This window comes from Shewanella sp. MF08487 (assembly GCF_050848685.1).
Taxonomy (GTDB): Bacteria; Pseudomonadota; Gammaproteobacteria; order Enterobacterales; family Shewanellaceae; genus Shewanella; species Shewanella glacialipiscicola.
Genome location: NZ_JBOZPB010000012.1, coordinates 97,531 through 117,015 on the forward strand (window position 1 = coordinate 97,531; position 19,485 = coordinate 117,015).

The following is a 19,485-nucleotide window of genomic DNA, read 5'->3' on the forward strand; positions in this document are numbered from 1 at the left end:
ATGTCTAGTAAACTTGAAATTCTCAATGCGCTCAAACTGTCGGCCTTAACAAATCATCCTATGCCGAGCATAGATGTGACGCCAAGGCTCGAAAACCTCGTCGGCCAGTTCGAGACCAACCTCAATACTGTCGCGGGTACGCTGCATAAAGAAGGTGGCCTAGTCGCCCTGCAAGCCAAAGTCGATGAACTTATCGCCCAAGGGTTACAGGTCATCTCCCTTGTAGAGGGTGTCACGGCAAACCGTGAAATGCCACCCACTGCCCACGAGCTCAAAAACATAGATTATGCAGTGATCCCGGGTGACATTGGCGTTGCCGAAAACGGTGCCATTTGGGTTAACAATAAGAATCTAGGCCACAGAGTGACACCTTTTATCTGTGAAAACCTGATCTTAGCCCTGCCAACGAATAAGATTGTGCCGACCCTACATCAGGCAGCTAAAGAAATCACGTTAGCCTCAGGGGAGTTCGGGGTGTTTATCGCGGGTCCATCAAAAACCGCCGATATCGAACAAGCCCTCGTCGTCGGCGCACACGGCGCCTGCAGCTTGAACGTGTATTTGCTCTAATGCCTCGAGATTTAATGTAACCAAGAAAACGCAAAGGTTACAGGACAATCGAAACACGAAAGCCGCCCTTTATCGGCGGCTTTCTTATTTAAACTTTAGCATAACGATATTTGAGATATTTGATTTGTAAGGGTTATGTCACCTACAGATACAGGCTTGCCATGGCGTTCGCTCGCCGACTCGGTGAATAGAAACCTAGGACCTCTAAGCTTATGAACGACAAACTTATGAACGAGAGCCATGGTCGTTCTCATGTATCCCTGCATTGCACGACATTCAGGCGTCCTGCCTATCAGATGGCGAACGGGCAGCAGTTAAACACGGATGTTGTTCAAGTCAATCCGCAGATGCAGGGTCGCCCCGTCCTGCTCTTTGATGAACGGCGCTATCTCTGACATTTATTTGCGCACGTTAGTGAGCGCTTAAATATAAATTTAATATTAAGATGTTGATTTAAAGTGTGATATCGCTACGACCTAAGGCAATCGTTAGTGATAAGAAGGGGATCTTTATCAAGTCGCTTTAACCACGTGCGATAGCGCACATACTGAGGATGCCTTGGTCGTATCCTCGACTCGGTTGATAGTATTCTCGATTATGTCCATGAGGCATTTATAGTAAAGGTGAGTAAATGAACGAGGTATTACTACAAATCAAGGCGCTCACCAATGGCGATCCTTTGTTGACGGCTGTCATTGTTGGAGTATTAACATTAACGTTAATTGGACTCGTAGGCTACATGCTAAAAGATGTCCCCGCGAAGCTGTTAAGTTGGCTCAGTAGCCTACTGTTTGTGCGGCTCACTATCGACGATAGCCATCAGGCGCGCACAGAGGTATTCAATAAACTGTCCTTTTTGATCAGTAATACTACTATTCCGTTTTTTTCACGCTCTATCTCTGAGGCTGTGTACTATGACTATAGTGTGAGTTACGACGGGCGTGTCAGTGTTAAGTCTATCGGCTATGGTATGCACCTGTTTAAATACGGTGGTTGTTTCATGTTGGCTACCCGATCTAAGGTCGATAGTACGATGGCATACGATACTATTACTGTAAATGCACCATGGTGGGCAAAAGATAAACTATATAGTTTTTTAGAAGATACTCGTGGAGACATCTCTACAGAGCCAAAAGTTAATATTTTCGAAGAAACCGAATGGTGTCGCTATGGCACATTGAAATCATCGGGTTTTAGTGAATTAGTGCTAGATGAAGGGTTTAAGCAGAAGTTGATGGGGGAAGTTGATAACTTCGCAAGTAGAGGGAAATCGGTTGTCAGTAAGCTAACCATACTGTTACATGGAAAAACGGGTACGGGTAAGACGGGTATAGCGAGAGCCTTAGCTGTTGAGTATCATCGCGATCTATACATATTGAATCTATCGACTGTCAATGATGCCACTATTCATAAGGCTATTAGAAAGGTACCGCCCGGAGCTATGTTGTTAATAGAGGACTGTGACTGTGTAAAGGCTACGGTATCACGTACTGCTGAAAGTAATGCAGATAACCCACCACTCACTTTAGGTGGCGTTCTAAACGCGTTAGACGGAATCATTCCTCTTGATGACTGCCTTGTAATAATGACCACAAATCATCCTGATAATCTTGACCCAGCGTTGATACGTAAAGGTCGTGTAGATGTCAATATTGAAGTACCACTTATCAGTGCAAAACAAGTTAATGAAGACTACTTTGAGCGTTTTGGCGCCGTTCTTAATAGAACTGAGCCATTGTTAGGTTGTGAAGTCTATGAACTCCATCGCAGAGCAAACTTAAGATATGGTGTGTGTTATAAGCCAGTGTAACCCTCTTCCTCCTAAATAAACTCATTCAACGGTCAACTCTATTTGGCCACCGCTTTAACCGATTACTTATTAGGGTCTGAGTAAACTTTCCTCAGACCCTTTAACTGTGTACAGGTCACCCCAAATTGGACACTTTTAGTTGAGAATTTTTAAACAAAAATAAAAAATCAGGTCATCCATTATAGATCAGCAACATAATGCACTTTGGGTTTGTCTACAACTTGTACGAGCTAAAATTGCTTAAATTAGAGTCATCAAAAGTTGAAGGGCTAAAGCTGATGCATAAAAATGAGCTAACTCATTAAAAAATTGGTGTATTTAAGACATGACTAGACATACTCTTTTTAAGCTAGGCAAGTCAATAATTGCTATTTTTTACTTTACCTTTTGTAAGGAAATGACCAAGTGTTCTTAGGTATTTTTATATTTGGATTAACTAATCGCAATGCATCGTATAGTTCATTTCGCTTATATGGATAGTTTGGACTCAATAAAACTGATGAACCATTATTCATTTTCACTGAAATGAGGCTAGCGTTTGCTCCTATATCTGTACTGTGCTCAATTTCAATAATTTCTTGAGGATTTACGGTGAACGTCCATTCTTTAAAAGTAGGATGAAATGAGCTGAACTCAGAATTTGTAAGCTTGATATAAAATCTTGCTGGATGAGTAAGTAACCATGCTGCTAGCGACAATAGTACAAGCTCTGAACCCACAACAATATATTTTATATAAAACAAGAATTCGTTATAAAAAGGTTCATTTTTTGAAATCAATATCAAAATAAGCCAAAGGATAAGTGGCAAAAGCAGCATATTGAAAGCGAGCACTTTGGCTTGTTGTTTTCTGCTTTTTTCGTAATAGAAAAATGTGCGTTCGATATGCATATATTTAACGCCCAGATTTAGCGCGAAAAGTATAGCGGCGGGTTGACGTCGCAGCCAGCGCTTTTCGCTGGCGATAAAATTTGTTTGTTATGTATCTGATGATTCATTAAACAATATCTTGTTTGAAAATGGATCTGTCACAGTGAAACACCTTGCACCCCAAGTAGCCTCTTCAATACTTGGCTTATTATATTTGTATGGCATTGCAGTAATTTGTGCAAAAAGCTTATCTAGGTTGCTAACATTAACGAAAACCTTACTGCCTGGCATGCAATCACCGGAATGTTCACTTAGATGTAAAACAAAATCGCCAAGCGACACTTGCATATAAATGGGGTAACCCTCTTCAAAACGATGTTCCCAATCTAATTCCATGCCAAGAAAGCCAAGATAAAACGCTTTGGCTTTATCTTCATCAAAAATCCGCATAATAGGGATTGCCTGAAACTCCATGACAACGACTCCATCACTGATAAAACCACACAACTGGCTATTCCAAATCGACAACATAATGTACTTTCGGTTTGCCTACAACACGCTCAGATTAAAATGGCTTATTAAACGAGCGCTTTGGTAAATTGTGGATATAAAAAATGGCAGCGAAAAAGACTTGCGCTGCCATTTCGATGAAAAAGCTCAGTCGATTTTTCTACAACAATCCGCTACATAAACGCTTTGGTAAACGCTTCCTTCGACTGACGAATATAGTTACGTGCGCTTTTGGCGTGCTGCTCCCACACTGCGCGATCGCTAGGATCGGTAAAGGGGTTTTGCTCAGCGGCAATTGAGCGCTCAAATTTGTCGTAGAAGGTCAGCATGGCCGACGTGATCTGATTAAAACGCTCCTTGAACTCTTGAAATTCATCAATCTTTTCAGTGGTTTTAATCATGTACTGCACTAACTCTGCATTGCTGTTCGAAGCCAATAGCGCCTCAGCTTTAGCACTGATATTGGCACTCGCCTCGGCAATCACCAGCGCACGAGTTTGCTCGTCTTTACTCATGACTTTGCTGTAATTTTCAGGCGTACGAGCAATGCTGGCATGTTGTAAATAACTGCGTAAGTGTTTATCAAGATCGCGGCGAAACGCATCTAAATTCTTCTGCATGTTAACTAAGTCATTATCTAGCGCAGTGACTAATTGCAGCTCTTTTTCGATTTCAGACATAAAACGTTCGGCTTGCTGATAAATTTTCAGGCCATTTTCTTCAGCAAATTTTCGATCGCTGCGACTCAAATCGCCATTGTCATAGTTGGAACGATCAAACGTCGCCGCTACAAATGACTTAAAAGGTTCAGCAAAGGCGGAATAAGCACCAGCACTGACCACGTTTAAGGTGGCTGTGGCTAAGTCCCCAAAGGGTTTAACCATAGAGCCTAAACGCGCCTGCTGGATAGGTGATGCCACCCGTTTAGTGTCGGTCAATACCGACCTAAAGGTGCTATATCCCATAGGGTTAGACATCTTATTGCGCTCAGATGTCGCGAGCACAAAAGTGATACTTGAATAAATAGCATTCGAGTATTCAAGGTATTGTCTTTGGCTTTCAAGCTGGGCGGCGTAGTTTTTACCTAAGGTGCGGAACGACTCCGACTGCACGTCGTAGTTTTTGTCTTGTTTGAGTTTATCTAAAATTCCGCCGATAATTTTCTGCTCATTTTTTTGCAATGCCATATCGAGGCGAATTTTGTCTAAGCTCAAATCGTCCAGACTGATGGGGCCATTAATGGCCTCAATGTCGAGGCGAATATACTGGCGGCTGGGGTCGTCAATAGAGACGCGGTGCGCCAAATACTCATTAGCACCCGGTGTGATATCAATTAAGGCAACATGCTGCCACTGGGCATCAAGTTTTAATACGGGTGAAGTTAATACATTGATTCGATACTGGGTTTGAGTATTTTGGGTTTTGACCCAAAACTCTAATAGCCCCGCTTCAGAAATAGGGTACTTACTGACGATACTGCTATTGCCTTCGGCGCACAGCAGCGCACTTTCACCACTGTGTGGTTCAGCGCCTTCAAATTGACAACCCATGATCCACGACCAAGGTTGAGATAAACGATTGCCTTCAAAGTCGCTGGCAAACACTAACTCATTCTCTTTGGCGCTGGCATTCACAGTGGTTAACACGCCAAGCAACAGCATTGAAATGACTGCAGTGGTGCGCATAATAGCCTCATAAAACATAAATTACTAAAATTAACGAGCGAGTCATTTCGGCTCAATACCCAGTTATATCAACAGTCAAACTAACCCAAGGTTATCAGCGAACCCAGCTCCTTTACTAAGGCTATTGCCTCGAAAAGCCAATACGCTTGAATGAGTTATTTTTGATAGCTGATTAAACCAGCGAAATGTACCAGAGGCCACCATCCCACGCTAGCGCTAAGTCGTGTTTGGCGCAAAAGATAAATATTTAACTATAAGAGTGACGTATTAATGCAGCCGCGCCTCGACTCGTTTCATGGCGTAAAACATCCATATCGTCAGGATAGTGCTACAAGTCGCGAGCGACACCCACACACCAATAACGCCAAATGCCCAAGCAAAACAGTAGATGATAACGGAAATCAAAATAAGCTTAGCGCCCGTGAGCATAGAGGCTTGTTTCGAACAATTAATCGCTTGGAAGAAACTCGCACCGACTAAAATCAAGCCTTCCATTGGTAAGCCCCAGAAATACCAGTACATACCTTCAATCGCCACGGGCGTTAGGTTAGGGTTATCGCCAGCAAACAAATACACTAACCACTCTGGGCGGGAATAAATCAGTGCTAAGCCTAAAGCAGCAGTGAGCAGCGTCATACCAAAGGCAATATTGCGCGCTTGTTTAACCCTGTCAAAACGCCCTGCTCCAGCGTTAAAGCTATAAATAGGTTGAGTGCCAAGGGCTATTCCCTCAAAAATCAAATAGAAAAACGCCTCGGTATAACTGACCACGCCATAAGCTGCCACGTGCAAGGGGCCGCCAACCCATAAAAAAGCCATGTTGTGCAGGGTTAAGACTATCGATAGATAAAGGTTCATCAACAAGCTCGGTAAACCCACGCGGGCAATGTTGATGCAATTGTCGAGTTTGAGCTTCATCTGCTCAAGGTTGATTTTAAGCTGAGTGCGAGGGCCGAAAAAATGCTGCAAACATAACAGCCCCGTCACCGCCTGCGACAGCATAGTCGCAATCGCGGCGCCTGCTAAACCAAAAGGGAAAACCACAATAAACAGCCAATCTAACAGAGTGTTTAATACCCCGCCCAAAACCAGCACCCAAGTCACCATCGAGGGGCGGCCGTCATTACGCAACAGTGTGGTAAAGGTCATTGAAATAATCGGGAAATGACACAGGGCGAAATACCAGAATAGGTATTGGTTGGCATTTTCGAGTATTTCACCTTGCGCCCCGAGGGCGATTAAAATATCCCGCGAGAATATCCCACCCACAAGGGCAAAAAAACCTCCAGCCAATAAACATAAACTAAAGGCATTACCAATGAGTTTACGGGCTTTAGCGACATGACCTTGACCAAGGTTGATTGATACTAATGCCGCGCTACCCATGCCTATCATGGCGCCAATCGCATACAAAATAGCGCCGACAGGATATGCTAACATCATCCCCGCTAGGCCCGTTTCACCCAAATAGTGCCCAACGAAAATACCATCAATCGTCACATACACGCCCGTCACCAACATAGAGGCAATGGTGGGTATGGTATAGCGCCAAAAAAGTTTAGTAATCGGCTCTTCAAGCAAGCTCATATCCGCTGGAACATGATTAGATGTTGTTGCTGTCATTCGTATTTCTCACAAAATAAAAGGCAAGGGCCACAGGAAAATGATCGGGCGAACAAAAATGCGGCAGAGGATTGTACCTAAATCTACTCGGAACACAAAGCCCGTTAAGTCGAAAAATGAGCCGTAAAGATTAGTTATCACAATGGGTTAAGTGAAAATAGCGCAGTTGCCGCCAAGCTCACAAGCCAAACACAGTTTAATAACAGATATGGGGTAACTCATCATTTTTTGCTACTTTTTTGGTGTTTAAAGCTAAATTAGGTAAAGTATCAACTCAAGCATACCCATTCTTGCATTTTATCGAGATAAAACGATTAATACGTTAAATTTAATCAGTTGATTAATAATGGGTTAATACAAAATAACACCTATAAAAACAGTAAGGGAAGGACATGAGCCAAAATAGTCCAAATGCAGACAATGATCTGCAGGAAGTTAAACAACTCGGTATGTGGGCCTCAATTACCAGCTTAGGGTATATTTTTTGGCTGGTCGGCGGTATGGAACTCGTTGAACGTATCGCCTACTACGGTGTTAAGGCCAGCGCAGGGCTTTATGCAAAAGCACCCGAATCTGCGGGCGGCTTAGGCATCAGCCTAAGTGACTACGGCATCATTATTTCCCTTTGGGCCATAATGCAAACTTTTATCCCCGTGTTTACCGGTGGTATGTCTGATCGCGTCGGCTACAAAGAAACCATTTTTGGCTCCACCATTATTAAAATATTGGGTTATTTAGTGATGGCGTTTTTCCCAAGTTTCTGGGGATTTCTTGTCGGAGCCTTGCTACTTGCTACCGGTACCGGAATATTTAAGCCCGGCATTCAAGGCACCTTAGTGCTGTCTACCCAACGTAATAACACTTCAATGGCGTGGGGGATTTTTTACCAAGTCGTTAATATTGGCGGTTTTCTCGGGCCATTAGTGGCCGTGCATATGCGCCAACTCTCTTGGGACAATGTGTTCTTCGCCTGCGCTGCGATTATCTCACTCAACTTCTTATTTTTACTGACCTACACGGAGCCTGGCAAAGCTGAGCGGTTGGCGCGCAATAAGCAAATTCAATCGGGTGAAATCAAGCAAGAAGCTCTGTGGCGCGATGCTTGGCATGAACTGAAAAAGCCAATCGTGATTTACTATATGTTGGTATTTGCAGGCTTTTGGTTTTTGTTCAACGCGTTATTTGATGTACTGCCGATTCATATTTCTGAGTGGGTTGATACCAGCGTAATCGTCACTACCCTCTTTGGCTCCGAAGGTACCAGTAACGGTATTCTACAATTTTGGCTTGGACTAAATAACGATGGTACTAAGGTGATGCCCGAAGGCATGCTCAATCTTAATGCCGGCCTTATCATGACAAGTTGCTTTATTGTTGCGGCGCTCACAGCCAAATATCGTATAACTACTGCCATGCTTATTGGCTGTTTGCTGAGTATTTTGGCGTTTGTGTTTATTGGCGCTTTCCATACCGCTTGGTTTATTGTGCTCGCGATTGCCATGTTCTCTCTTGGCGAAATGATGATTAGCCCAAAGAAAAATGAGTTCATGGGTAATATTGCACCTAAAGGGAAAAAAGCCATGTATTTAGGATTTGTGATGTTACCCCAAGGCATAGGTTGGGGCTTAGAAGGCTACTTTGGCCCTAAGCTGTATGAGATTTATGCATCAAAGGAGCTGTTTTCGCGGGATTTATTATTAGAGCGCGGCATGAATGCCGTTGATGTGAACGCCATTCCCCAAGGTGAAGCCTTCACTACCTTGGTGAGTTTTACGGGGGAAAGTGCCGAACAACTCACCCAATTTTTGTATCACAGCCATAATATCGGCATGGCATGGTATATCATCGCCGCCATAGGGACTATCTCAGCAGTCGGCATTTATCTTTATGGTAAGTGGCTACTCACACTGCAAAAAGCCCAGCGAGCAGCCTAATAAATTTTCCGTTGAAAAGCGCTAATATCAGACTAAAAGTGCGTATTTTTATACTCACTTTTAGTCTTGATTTACTATAAACCTTAGCTTTATAAACTTTAGCGTTATAAATTTAGCATTTCAGGGGTAAATTGTTCCGGTGAGAGCAATAAGCCTAAACTATCGATTTGGGCGTTTAAACGATTCAAATCTTGGGTCAACGCAGGCAAGGTCAATGTATTATCATCAAGTAAATATACTTGCCTTAAACTAGTGTAATAAAATAGCAACGTAATCAACGCATTGGCATCATTTGTCGCCGCAGCAGCTTTAATTTTAACTAATTTACGATAAATACGATTATGTAACTGCTTTAATCGCCAAACGTAATAAATCTCGCGAAAAAAAGGCCGCTCCTTAAAGTGATGCAACACAGCACCACACAAGCCCACACTTAAGATCACCCCCAAAAGATTTAAATGAAAATTACCCGTCGGCTCGCCAGGTACGGGTGCCGCTCCAAAAAGGGCTATCAATACAGACCCGAAAGCCAATGAAAGTCCCACTAAACTGAGCACTAAAATCACAATCAATAAATTCATGTTCTTACGGTATCGGGTTTTATCTATTTCTTGCTGCTTCATCACATTATGCTCGAATAGCCCGCCCTGAGTAGGCGTATCAATAATTAGTGGTAAATCATACCCGAATCCCCTTTATTCGACCTTAATTGATTTAAACCAATTGCATACATAGACCTTTAAAGCCAACTACCACCCAGAGTTAAAACACCGCATACGATTAAATTAATTTAAAAGCATTATATATCAATAAAATAGACTTGATTTCTCTGAAATCATAAACAAAGACATTCACTTTTTTAGATAAGATAGCAGTTTTACGTGTATAGGTAAGTCACTCTAAAATGGACTAACCTTAACGCAAGCGCTCAATACTCGCGACGGTGTTTTTACTGATGCATCAATAGAACAAGGATTAGTGATGATATTAAGCACAGCTTTTGTAAAGATTGGACTATTCACACTCATATTACTCTGCAGCCTTTGCGTTACCACGCAGAGCAAAGAGCTGCTCGCGGTGGGCACTAGCTTTAATCAAATTTTTGAACTACAGCCAAATGGCGAATATACGGGTTTAGGTGTCGATATTTTGAATCGCTTCGCTGAGCAAACCAATGTGACCATTCACTATCAAATTATTCCTTGGCGCCGTGCGCAATCTATGGTCGAGCACGGTCAAGCCGATATTCTTATTGGCCCTTATTACTCTAAGGAACGGGAAGCACTTTTAGCCTTTTCCGAAAAAGCATTTTTTCGAGATGAAATCGTGTTTTATGCCCGTAAGGACAAGATAAACAGTTGGAATGGTGAGTACCATAGCATCAAAAATCAACGCATAGGTAAAATGCAAGGCTGGAGTTATGGCGCCAGATTTACCGAACAAACCGAAATGCTAACAATTAATGAGTTTGTCGATCTTAAGAGTGGAATTGAGCGTTTATCCCGGGGCGATCTCGATTTGCTCGCCACGAATCAACGCGATACAAATACAGAACAATGGAAACTAAAAATCTCGAATACTATCGAACCTATATTCCCCATTATTGATATACAAGATGGCTTTATGGCCTTCCCTAAACAGGGACAATTTGATCCCCTAAGAACTCGTTTTAACAGCTTCTTGGAGGAGATAATCCAAAATGGCACGCTCACTACACTCGGCCAAAAATATCGAGTGAGCCTGCCTTACGATCCGGTCTTATTAACCCCGCCTTATTAACCCCGCCTTACAGGCCTTGGCTTACCAATGCTCCATGTGTGATAAACGATAATGCGGAAAAGACAGTTAGCTAAGACAAGCAATCAACTGCAGCTCAATCTCGTCCCAATTAACTTCGTCCATGGTAATCATTTCTAGTCTGGAATCTAAGGTGTCATCAAGTTCAACCACAGTAAACTCATGGTCAATCCAGTTAAACCCCGCAATTCCATCAGCAGTGATCATCACAGCCTTTAATCTAAGCAACACTTGCCCAACGTCGGATGACTGAGCTTGCCGCTGAATAAAATCCATTAATTTATCAAAATCAAATTCTTGACTCGGTTCAAACACCCAGCCGCAGCTAAAATAACCTTCCCCTTGATTCTGCTTTCGCACTATACCGCGATCATCAAAATCAAGTGCGACTTCGATTGCACCTTCGGCAAAGAGGCTCAACTCACTCAAACGCGAACCATCAGCACGAAACAAGCTTGGGGGAGTCGTCGGTAGACTACCCATCTTTAGGCCCGCGCTAGCATGTCCATTTATATTGAGTGACACGCGCCTTGGTTGATTAAGATAGTCCAGCAAAGCGCTAGGTAAAGACTGTTGATTAGAGTGGCTCACCACAGGAATATCAGTGCGTTCAATATGGCTTAAATAAGTCTGCAACTCATAGAGTAACTTGGTATTTTCAGCATCATATAAATCGGATTTCGTGGCGATAATCACATCGGCCACTTGCAGTTGTTGGATAAAATTAGCATGTTCGCGATAGCGAGGATCATGAATTTTGCGCGCATCCACTAAACATAGGGTGCTGCGTAGTGAAATCACATTCTGATAATGAGCGGCACTCAACACTTTAATAATTTCATTGGGATGGCCAAGCCCAGTCGGTTCAATCAATAAGCGGTCAGGTTTCGCTTTCGCAATCAATTGATTAATAGCGACTTGCGTCGGTACGCCCGCTGCACAACACATACAGCCACCCGCAACCTCACGAATTTGTATGCCGTTATCAGAGGAATTAAGTAACCCCGCATCAATGCCGACCTCACCAAACTCATTAACCAGCACAGCCCAAGTCTCATCCGCGGGTTTAGTCGCCAGCAATTGTTTAATCAAAGAGGTTTTACCTACGCCTAAAAAACCTGTAATGATATTGGTGGGAATCGCTTTGATAATCATAAGGAAACTCGCTCGAATAGAAAGCTTGGCGCTCGAGTGTAGAAGTATTGGCTTTGAAGCTCAACAAAAAGCGCATCGGTGAGGATGCGCTTTTAGAATAGCGACAGGCTATGTAGCAAAATATGCAACTGACTATTCAATAGTTAAATCAACAAACTAGGCAACCGTTAGACGGCTAAACTAATAGGCACTTTGCACTTATTAGCCTTAATTGTTGTGCTAGCTTATTTTGACTTATTGGTCCGAGATCCAAAACCAGACTTATTGCTCACTAAGTTCGACTTAGGTTTAGTGGCGTTAAACGGTTTGCCTGAGCCAGAAACTGGCTTAGCACGGCTAGAATATTTGTCGTCGCCCGCTTTACTGTCTACTGACTTACCTTTGGCGTACTTGCCCTGACGGGACTGACCAATGGTGCGATCCTGCGGTGCTTTATGGCTCCATTTTCCAATTGGTTTAATTGGCGCGGCGGGCAAGTCACGATAACGGGCAGGCAAAGGCGTGCCTTCTTCATAACCGGGTTGTACCGACACGGGCAGCTTTTGCTCTATTAAGGCTTCAATTTCAGCAAGCATCTCATCGTCAGCAGGCGCTACAAATGAAATAGCGCGCCCCGTTAATCCCGCGCGACCAGTACGGCCAATACGGTGGATATAATCTTCGGCAAGGAACGGCAGTTCAAGGTTAATGACCATAGGCAAGGCATGAATATCTAAACCACGAGCTGCCACATCGGTTGCCACCAGCACGCGTAATTTACCGGTTTTAAATTCTTCCAATACCCGATTACGCGACCCTTGGGTTTTATCACCGTGGAATACGCCTGCTGCTATGCCATCAAGCTTTAATTCTTGTAATAAATGCTCGGCGCTTTCTTTAGTGCTGGCAAATACCAGCACTTGACGCCAATTGTTGCGCCCTACCAGTTCAGACAATAACTCGGCCTTGCGACGTTTATCAACACGATACACTTCTTGTACTACTGTAGATGCCGTTGTCGTATCGGCAACATTCACCCACTGAGGTTCATTCAGCATTTTCTCAGCGAGTAATTTCACCGCATCGCTATAGGTCGCTGAAAACAACATGGTTTGATGCTGCGCTGCAATTAAACGTTTCACTTTTTCAATATCACGCACAAAACCCATGTCTAACATGCGGTCGGCTTCATCGATCACTAAGGTCGTGACGCTCGACAAATCTAACTGGAATTGGCCAATAATGTCGAATAAACGACCTGGTGTCGCCACCAAAATATCAACGCCCTGCTCTACCCCTTTACGCTGGGGATTCATATTGGCGCCGCCATAAACCGCGAGGGTTTTCAGTGGCAGAAACTGGCTGTATTTTTGGATATTTTCACAAACTTGAATCGCAAGCTCGCGAGTTGGCGTCATCACCAAAGCACGTAAAATGGGTTTGTTATTGCTGTCATTAGCTAAAGATTCAGCCGCCAGCTTTTCAAGTACAGGCAGAGCAAAGGAAGCTGTTTTACCAGTACCCGTTTGGGCACAGGCCATAATGTCTTTACCTTCAAAGGCAAGCGGGATCACTTTCTCTTGCACTTGAGTGAGTTGCTGATAGCCGCACTCAGTTATCGCATTCAAAATAGGGGAAGATAAACCGAGTGTTTCAAATTTCATAGGGACTCTTTAGCTAAGTAGTAAAACTTTGATGCAAGGTAACAATGCCCCAACGCGGGGCCGCGGAGTCTAGCAAAATCCGCGGCGTTTTTATAGGCAATTATCGTCTTAGGCTTAATATCGCATCCGACATCGGCAATCAAAGATCCGAAATAACAGAGCGGCTCTGCAGATATTGTTGAGTAAATTCGCTCGCGGGTATCGGCCTAGAGAACAAATAACCTTGGCCATAGTCGCAACCCGCCGCTAATAGCACTTGGCGCTGTGCTTCGGTTTCAACACCCTCGGCTATCACCTTAATTCCCAACTTGTGGGCCATGACAATAATCGCTTCACACAGTATTTGATCGTTTTCATCAGTATCAATATTACGGGTAAAGGATTGATCAATCTTAAGATAATCAATATCAAACTTTTTCAAATACGCTAGCGATGAATAACCCGTACCAAAATCGTCCAGTGACACTTGCACACCCGCATCGCGATAGGCCAGTAGCTTTTCGGTGACTCCCATACTGGCATCCAATAACAGACCTTCGGTGATTTCAACGCACACGCCTGCTCCCGTAATATTGAGCTCTTGTAATAATTTCAGCCAATCATTGAGCTGCGTGCCCTCATCGCGAAATTGAATCGGCGATTTGTTCACACTAATTTGAATATCGACGCCTAAATCATGGCGCCAAGCGGCGCTTTGGCGCGCCGCTTGTTCAAACACCCATTTACCTATTTCAATAATTAATCCCGTATCCTCCGCTACTGGAATAAATTCAGATGGCGGCACCGCCCCACGCTCGCGATGGTGCCAGCGGATCAAGGCTTCAGCCTTAGTCACTTCACCGCTTGCGAGTGCAACAATGGGTTGATAATGCAGTTCAAATTCTTTATTAGCGACGGCTTGACGTAAATCTTGAATCAAGCGCATGCGGTATTTGGCATATTCCTGCATTGATGGGGTGAAGTAATTGAAACGATTACGTCCTTGCTCCTTCGCCGCATACATAGCTTGATCGGCATGCTTGAGCAGCCCTTCAATACTGTTGGAATCATCTGGGTATAAAGTAATACCAATACTGACACTAATAAATGCAGTTTCTTCCCCTAACACATAGGGCTCAGCAATGCGGCGTAGAATATTTTCCGCAATGCGCTCAATACCATAATGATCATTCATCGCACTTAGTACTATCGTAAATTCGTCGCCACCAAGACGTGCCACCACATCGGTGTCGCGGACACAGGATTTCAACCGATTAGCGGTTTCTATCAATAGCAAATCACCCATGGCATGGCCTAGCGTGTCATTCACTTCTTTAAAGAAATCTAAGTCTAAAAATAGCAAAGCAAAATGGTTACGATTGCGGTCTGAATGCTTAATTTCGCTACTTAAATATTCCAACAACATACGTCGATTCGGTAAGCCTGTCAGTGTGTCGTAGTTGGCCTGCTTCCAAATTAAATGTTCATTTTGCTTCTTATCGGTAATATCAGAGAACAAGGCGACACGTCGGTAAGGCTTACCTTCTTTATCATTAATCGTATTAATGGTGAGCCAAATAACATATTCCTCGCCACTCTTACGTCGCTGCAACACCTCGCCTTGCCACTGGCCGCTGTCACGGATTTCATGATTCATTTGAGTATAAAAATCACGGCTATTAAGGTCGCAATACAATAATCGAATATGCTGGCCCAGAACTTCGGCGGCACCATAACCTGTCATCTCGCTAAAAGCGGCGTTTACGGTAATGATCAGACCTTTTTCATCAAGAACACTCATAGCCTCGGAGCTGTTATCGTATACCAGCCCTGACAGTTTTAAAGACTCTTCAAGCAGCTTAGCGTCAGTAATATCAGAATAAGTGCCACACATCCGCAAAGCGTTGTTATGCGAGTCGCGGCTCACCACTTTGCCAGTGTCTAAAATCCAACGCACATTACGGTTAAGGGTATTAAGCCGATATTCCATCCTGTGTTGCGCTGTTTCACCACGAATATGGGCTTCAATAGAGTGCAATACTTTAGGCCTATCTTCGGCGACGATGGCATCTATCCATTGACGGCTATTGGCATTAAGCATGTCAATGTCACAGCCCAAAATATCGGCGCTGCGGGTATTGCGTTCAATACGATCGTTACGAATATCCCAATCCCATACCCCAAGTTCACTACTGCTTAACACCAACTCGAGTTGCTCACGACTCGCAAGCACTTCTTGATCGGCTAAGGTTTGCGCCGTGATATCTAAATAGCCGGCAATCACTAACAGCACTTGATGGTCAGCACGCTTACAGGAGACGGTCATATGGGTATAAACGCATGAGCCATCTTTACTGATAAAACGTTTACCCATCTCGTAGCTGTCAATTTTTCCATTAAGCATTAATTCAAATTTAAGTAAGTCAGCTTCTAAATCGTCGGGATGAGTAATGGCAGACCAGGTCATCTGCAGTAATTCATCTTCAGAATATTTAAACATTTGACACAGACGGGGGTTCACTTTTATCAATTGCTGGTTGACACCCGTTATCGCAATACCAATATTGCCAATGCTAAATTGACTGCGAAATAAAAAATCATCTTGCAGGCGAATTTGCTCATCGCGCTCAAGCTCATAACGCCTTGATAATAAACGACTAAGAAGCCAGGTTGCGATGGGACATATGGTTAATACCGGTAAGGCGACGTTACTGAGTATGACTAAGGCGGTTGTACGGGATAAAAAGAAGAACAACAACAATAACATTACGATATGGACTATGTAGGCGAAAAGAAGGATCTCAAAATCTGAAATGTTGGCTAATTTAGGCTTGCTGTATTTTCGCCATAGTATTCCAATGACGCCAGATGAAATGATAGTAGCAATACCGAGCCACATCGCAGTGCCACCAATACTGATGCGATACAGTACTGTTATCACCATGGCAACAAAGGTCGGAACACCGCCAAAAAAAAGGCCTGAAACACACAAAATAACCGAGCGAGTATCAAACACAAAGTCAGGTTGATATACCCAAGATGTACTCATCACTGTGATGCCAATGCCGCCAATAAGCAGCCCTATCACAATGCGCCACAATAAATAATACTGTTGCCGCTGCTGTTTTTTAGGGATCACGTCATACAAAAATACCAATGCCAGCATTAAAGCTGCATTTTGTACCAACGGAAAGATAATATCTTTATCCATAACCTAGAGAGCGACTCCAAAAAATAAATGGGCTAATACTATTTTAATATTTCACTGATTTAATATTTTACTGGTTTAATATTTCACTGGATAGTGTAGCAGAATCACTTATAAATCATGCGCTAATTCTATTAGTTACCTCAAAATTTACTGCAGCGTTAATCATATTTAATCTCACTATCCCCCCACGGCTCGAACTTGCTTTAATAAGAAACCTTGAATGACTACAGCGGCGCAGCCATCAATCAAGATGATCATTAACCTATAGCGTTAAATGGCATATGAAAGCCATTTTCATCTCCATAAGGGCAAAGTCTGCAATCTCACTTAATAGCACCTCATCTCATCACGAACGCAGACTGATGCAACACTTTGTATCAAAAGTGTTTTTATCTTGAATAACAGCTTACACCTCTGTCATCATCCAAAAACAAACAAAATAAAAACATACTCGCAACATCTGAATTTTATCGATATTGCTGATGTACTAACAAGTTGATACTCGCAGCCCACATTGTAAAAAATGACCAAAATAAATAAGGATATGAGATGAACAAGTTTACCGGATTAATACTCACTGCTAGTTTAAGTCTAGGACTGCTAGGTTGTGATGGCAGCATTGATGACAACATCGATCCCGTCCCCCCAAAACCGTCACCGACGCCACCGGCATTATCTGCTGATGTATGTTATTTGATGAAAACAACGAAGGGCGATATCACCCTCGCGATTGACTTAACGAATATGCCAATTACAGGCAAAAATTTTAAACAATATGTTGATAAGTCTTTCTATAACGGCACTTTATTCCATAGAACGGTCAACAACTTTATGATCCAAGGTGGCGGTTTTACCACAGGCCTTAAAAGTAAACCCACCAGTGCTTCAATTAAAAATGAAGCCGCTGTGGGCATTAGCAATAAACGCGGCACTATCGCAATGGCAAGGAGTCAAGCGCCAGATACTGCAGCGTCGCAGTTCTATATCAATGTGTTAGATAATCCCCAATTGGATGCATCCACTAGCGAGTTTGGTTATGCCGTATTTGGCAAAGTAGTGGATGGCATGGATGTCGCCGATCAGATAAGCATAGTAAAAACAACTACGATTGACGGTTTCCAAAACACACCAGCACAAGAAATTTTGATTAACTCAGTGACTGAAACAAGCTGCCCTGCGGCCTAAAACCTATACGATAAAAACAAAAAAGCACTGAGAATTCAGTGCTTTTTTATTTTAGTATTTTTATCTTTAAAAATTTATCTCAGAATAAATCGAAATTTACTCATCACCTTGGATTTTGCCAACCAACAGCATAGGTGCTGCATCAATCTTATCGGCGTCCATCATAGTCGCAATACGCTCAACGGCCGAGAGCAATTGACTCTGCTCCCACTGTTCAAGATTTTGATAACGTTTAATAAAATGCTCTTGCAATGGTTTGGGGGAGTCTTGTAACAGCGCTCGTCCCGCATCGCTAAGGTATAAATGCACCTTACGTTTATCGGTTTCGCTGCGTTGGCGGATCACTAAACCCCGCCCCTCAAGACGATCAATAATGGTCGTCACAGTGGCAGGGCTCAAGGTAATTTCTTCCGCCACGGTTTTCGCTAATGGCGCATCCAATTGGGCGATTTTCTGCATCACCATCAATTGCGGCCCAGTTAAGCCAGAGTGTTTGTTCAGCTGGCGAGAATGAATGTCGATAGCGCGTATCACTCGACGCAGCGAAATGAGCAGTTGTTCGTACTTTTCCATAATGTCCCATCCAAGTAGTCCAGTGCACCTTACCAGAAAGTACAGCTGAACTCACCCACAGGAAGGACTTTTGCAGTAAAAGTCACTTCAGTTACAACATGAATTGACGCGATACCGACAGCACTAATCGCTCGTCACTGGTATCTAAGTTCATACTGGTATCTTCAGCGGCAAGGCTGAAATCAAAGCCACTCCAATCAGTCATATAAGCAATGCGATAATGATTAAAGGATTTACCGCCATCCCATGACCATTTGTCTTCATCGAGTGACGTCGAGCGGTCAACACTGAAGCGAATATCATGGCCTTCGGCAACGCTAATCGTATGGCCGAGCAACATAGTGTAATGTCCGCCGCCCAAACCAAAGTAGTCCCATGTGTAGGTTAACTTAGCTTCAGAGTGGCCAAGGGAAGTGTCGTAACCTAACTTGCTATACAGCTCAGGATAGTTGTACTCATCGGAAAACGACTCGCCGTGGTAAGTGTAATAAGCCAGTCCGACATCGAGACTCAGTTGCTTGTTCAGCTGATAATATTTACCCGCATAGGCATCGAGCTCCAACCAAGTGTCATCGCTGCCACCAAAGTCGACGTTCGAGGTAAAGCCGCCCACATACCATCCCGAATCAAAACCGTAATCCAGACTGCCTTGCAGTGCTGGGCCGTTATCCGTTTGGCTGACACCGTTAAAAGTGTAATCCGACGTCGCCGTCACAGTGGCCGATAATCCGGCATTGGCCGCTGTTGACATCAATAACAACCCTCCAGCGACAAGATAAAAACATTTTGATTTCATTATTAATTTTTCCATTAGTTAGGGTCTGTTGATCTTTGCTGTACAAATGTTGCTCAGCAATACATCGGCAGCCACATTAACATAAACGCCAGTGACACCATACTGGCGTAATTTCTTGCTAGCTTGTCATATCTTGTTGATATTG

Annotated in this window: 15 protein-coding genes and 1 pseudogene; 5 read left to right on the forward strand and 11 right to left on the reverse strand. The window is 43.4% G+C overall.

The window, feature by feature from the left end; all coding sequences use genetic code 11:
* Together ACRN9H_RS10465 and ACRN9H_RS10470 are read left to right on the forward strand one after the other, a co-directional pair.
* Window positions 1-570: a LutC/YkgG family protein gene (locus ACRN9H_RS10465; RefSeq protein WP_432313595.1), complete on the forward strand. Its 570-nt coding sequence runs from the start codon at window positions 1-3 to the stop codon at window positions 568-570.
* Window positions 571-1,201: 631 nt separating this feature from the next.
* Window positions 1,202-2,380, forward strand: coding sequence for an AAA family ATPase (locus tag ACRN9H_RS10470; protein ID WP_432313596.1), 1,179 nt, complete (start codon window positions 1,202-1,204; stop codon window positions 2,378-2,380).
* A 380-nt stretch (window positions 2,381-2,760) separates the two neighbouring features.
* Here ACRN9H_RS10470 and ACRN9H_RS10475 read toward each other — a convergent pair whose 3' ends face one another.
* The 4 genes from ACRN9H_RS10475 to ACRN9H_RS10490 form a co-directional block, all read right to left on the reverse strand.
* Entirely contained in the window at window positions 2,761-3,270 is a 510-nt protein-coding gene (locus ACRN9H_RS10475; RefSeq protein ID WP_432313597.1) for a hypothetical protein, read from the reverse strand.
* Window positions 3,271-3,357: 87 nt separating this feature from the next.
* Window positions 3,358-3,723 carry a glyoxalase superfamily protein gene (locus ACRN9H_RS10480; RefSeq protein WP_432313598.1) on the reverse strand — a complete coding sequence of 122 codons (366 nt, stop codon included), beginning with the start codon at window positions 3,721-3,723 and terminating at the stop codon, window positions 3,358-3,360.
* Between the two features lie 209 nt (window positions 3,724-3,932).
* Window positions 3,933-5,444: a BAR domain-like protein A BdpA gene (gene bdpA, locus ACRN9H_RS10485; protein ID WP_432313599.1), complete on the reverse strand. Its 1,512-nt coding sequence runs from the start codon at window positions 5,442-5,444 to the stop codon at window positions 3,933-3,935.
* A 267-nt stretch (window positions 5,445-5,711) separates the two neighbouring features.
* Window positions 5,712-7,067 carry an MATE family efflux transporter gene (locus ACRN9H_RS10490; RefSeq protein ID WP_432313600.1) on the reverse strand — a complete coding sequence of 452 codons (1,356 nt, stop codon included), beginning with the start codon at window positions 7,065-7,067 and terminating at the stop codon, window positions 5,712-5,714.
* 392 nt (window positions 7,068-7,459) lie between these two features.
* Here ACRN9H_RS10490 and ACRN9H_RS10495 point away from each other — a divergent pair, with 392 nt between their 5' ends.
* Complete coding sequence (locus tag ACRN9H_RS10495; RefSeq protein WP_432313601.1) at window positions 7,460-9,001, forward strand: MFS transporter; 1,542 nt, start codon at window positions 7,460-7,462, stop codon at window positions 8,999-9,001.
* A gap of 104 nt (window positions 9,002-9,105) precedes the next feature.
* On the opposite strand, the gene ACRN9H_RS10500 is transcribed toward ACRN9H_RS10495, so the two are convergent.
* On the reverse strand, window positions 9,106-9,624 hold the full coding sequence (locus ACRN9H_RS10500; RefSeq protein WP_432313602.1) for a DUF3087 family protein: 519 nt from the start codon (window positions 9,622-9,624) through the stop codon (window positions 9,106-9,108).
* A gap of 358 nt (window positions 9,625-9,982) precedes the next feature.
* On the opposite strand from ACRN9H_RS10500, the gene ACRN9H_RS10505 reads away from it, so the two are divergent.
* The gene (locus ACRN9H_RS10505) at window positions 9,983-10,780 is read left to right on the forward strand and encodes a substrate-binding periplasmic protein (protein WP_432313603.1); all 798 of its coding nucleotides are present in this window, start codon (window positions 9,983-9,985) and stop codon (window positions 10,778-10,780) included.
* 66 nt (window positions 10,781-10,846) lie between these two features.
* Here the strand turns inward: ACRN9H_RS10505 and ACRN9H_RS10510 are convergent, their stop codons facing one another.
* The 3 genes from ACRN9H_RS10510 to ACRN9H_RS10520 all read right to left on the reverse strand — a co-directional run bounded on the left by ACRN9H_RS10510 (window position 10,847) and on the right by ACRN9H_RS10520 (window position 16,786).
* The gene (locus ACRN9H_RS10510) at window positions 10,847-11,953 is read right to left on the reverse strand and encodes a CobW family GTP-binding protein (RefSeq protein ID WP_432313604.1); all 1,107 of its coding nucleotides are present in this window, start codon (window positions 11,951-11,953) and stop codon (window positions 10,847-10,849) included.
* A 224-nt stretch (window positions 11,954-12,177) separates the two neighbouring features.
* Window positions 12,178-13,596 (reverse strand): DEAD/DEAH box helicase, encoded by a 1,419-nt coding sequence (locus ACRN9H_RS10515; RefSeq protein WP_432313605.1) that lies wholly within the window; start codon window positions 13,594-13,596, stop codon window positions 12,178-12,180.
* Window positions 13,597-13,735: 139 nt separating this feature from the next.
* On the reverse strand, window positions 13,736-16,786 hold the full coding sequence (locus ACRN9H_RS10520) for an EAL domain-containing protein (protein ID WP_432313606.1): 3,051 nt from the start codon (window positions 16,784-16,786) through the stop codon (window positions 13,736-13,738).
* Window positions 16,787-17,335: 549 nt separating this feature from the next.
* On the opposite strand from ACRN9H_RS10520, the gene ACRN9H_RS10525 reads away from it, so the two are divergent.
* A complete protein-coding gene (locus ACRN9H_RS10525; protein ID WP_432313607.1) occupies window positions 17,336-17,971 on the forward strand; it encodes a peptidylprolyl isomerase in 636 nt (211 codons plus the stop codon).
* A gap of 96 nt (window positions 17,972-18,067) precedes the next feature.
* On the opposite strand, the gene ACRN9H_RS10530 is transcribed toward ACRN9H_RS10525, so the two are convergent.
* The 3 genes and pseudogenes from ACRN9H_RS10530 to ACRN9H_RS10540 form a co-directional block, all read right to left on the reverse strand.
* The gene (locus tag ACRN9H_RS10530) at window positions 18,068-18,544 is read right to left on the reverse strand and encodes a MarR family winged helix-turn-helix transcriptional regulator (protein WP_432313608.1); all 477 of its coding nucleotides are present in this window, start codon (window positions 18,542-18,544) and stop codon (window positions 18,068-18,070) included.
* 91 nt (window positions 18,545-18,635) lie between these two features.
* Window positions 18,636-19,340, reverse strand: coding sequence for a TorF family putative porin (locus ACRN9H_RS10535; RefSeq protein ID WP_432313609.1), 705 nt, complete (start codon window positions 19,338-19,340; stop codon window positions 18,636-18,638).
* Between the two features lie 53 nt (window positions 19,341-19,393).
* Window positions 19,394-19,485 (reverse strand): annotated as a pseudogene (locus ACRN9H_RS10540) (IS5/IS1182 family transposase); the annotation flags it as partial.

What these genes read in the sequence shown, in the direction of transcription:
- ACRN9H_RS10465 (WP_432313595.1), top strand. Translation starts at nt 1, where the DNA reads ATGTCTAGTAAACTTGAAATTCTCAATGCGCTCAAACTGTCGGCCTTA.
- ACRN9H_RS10470 (WP_432313596.1), top strand. Translation starts at nt 1,202, where the DNA reads ATGAACGAGGTATTACTACAAATCAAGGCGCTCACCAATGGCGATCCT.
- ACRN9H_RS10475 (WP_432313597.1), bottom strand. Translation starts at nt 3,270, where the DNA reads ATGCATATCGAACGCACATTTTTCTATTACGAAAAAAGCAGAAAACAA.
- ACRN9H_RS10480 (WP_432313598.1), bottom strand. Translation starts at nt 3,723, where the DNA reads ATGGAGTTTCAGGCAATCCCTATTATGCGGATTTTTGATGAAGATAAA.
- bdpA (WP_432313599.1), bottom strand. Translation starts at nt 5,444, where the DNA reads ATGCGCACCACTGCAGTCATTTCAATGCTGTTGCTTGGCGTGTTAACC.
- ACRN9H_RS10490 (WP_432313600.1), bottom strand. Translation starts at nt 7,067, where the DNA reads ATGACAGCAACAACATCTAATCATGTTCCAGCGGATATGAGCTTGCTT.
- ACRN9H_RS10495 (WP_432313601.1), top strand. Translation starts at nt 7,460, where the DNA reads ATGAGCCAAAATAGTCCAAATGCAGACAATGATCTGCAGGAAGTTAAA.
- ACRN9H_RS10500 (WP_432313602.1), bottom strand. Translation starts at nt 9,624, where the DNA reads ATGAAGCAGCAAGAAATAGATAAAACCCGATACCGTAAGAACATGAAT.
- ACRN9H_RS10505 (WP_432313603.1), top strand. Translation starts at nt 9,983, where the DNA reads ATGATATTAAGCACAGCTTTTGTAAAGATTGGACTATTCACACTCATA.
- ACRN9H_RS10510 (WP_432313604.1), bottom strand. Translation starts at nt 11,953, where the DNA reads ATGATTATCAAAGCGATTCCCACCAATATCATTACAGGTTTTTTAGGC.
- ACRN9H_RS10515 (WP_432313605.1), bottom strand. Translation starts at nt 13,596, where the DNA reads ATGAAATTTGAAACACTCGGTTTATCTTCCCCTATTTTGAATGCGATA.
- ACRN9H_RS10520 (WP_432313606.1), bottom strand. Translation starts at nt 16,786, where the DNA reads ATGGATAAAGATATTATCTTTCCGTTGGTACAAAATGCAGCTTTAATG.
- ACRN9H_RS10525 (WP_432313607.1), top strand. Translation starts at nt 17,336, where the DNA reads ATGAACAAGTTTACCGGATTAATACTCACTGCTAGTTTAAGTCTAGGA.
- ACRN9H_RS10530 (WP_432313608.1), bottom strand. Translation starts at nt 18,544, where the DNA reads ATGGAAAAGTACGAACAACTGCTCATTTCGCTGCGTCGAGTGATACGC.
- ACRN9H_RS10535 (WP_432313609.1), bottom strand. Translation starts at nt 19,340, where the DNA reads ATGAAATCAAAATGTTTTTATCTTGTCGCTGGAGGGTTGTTATTGATG.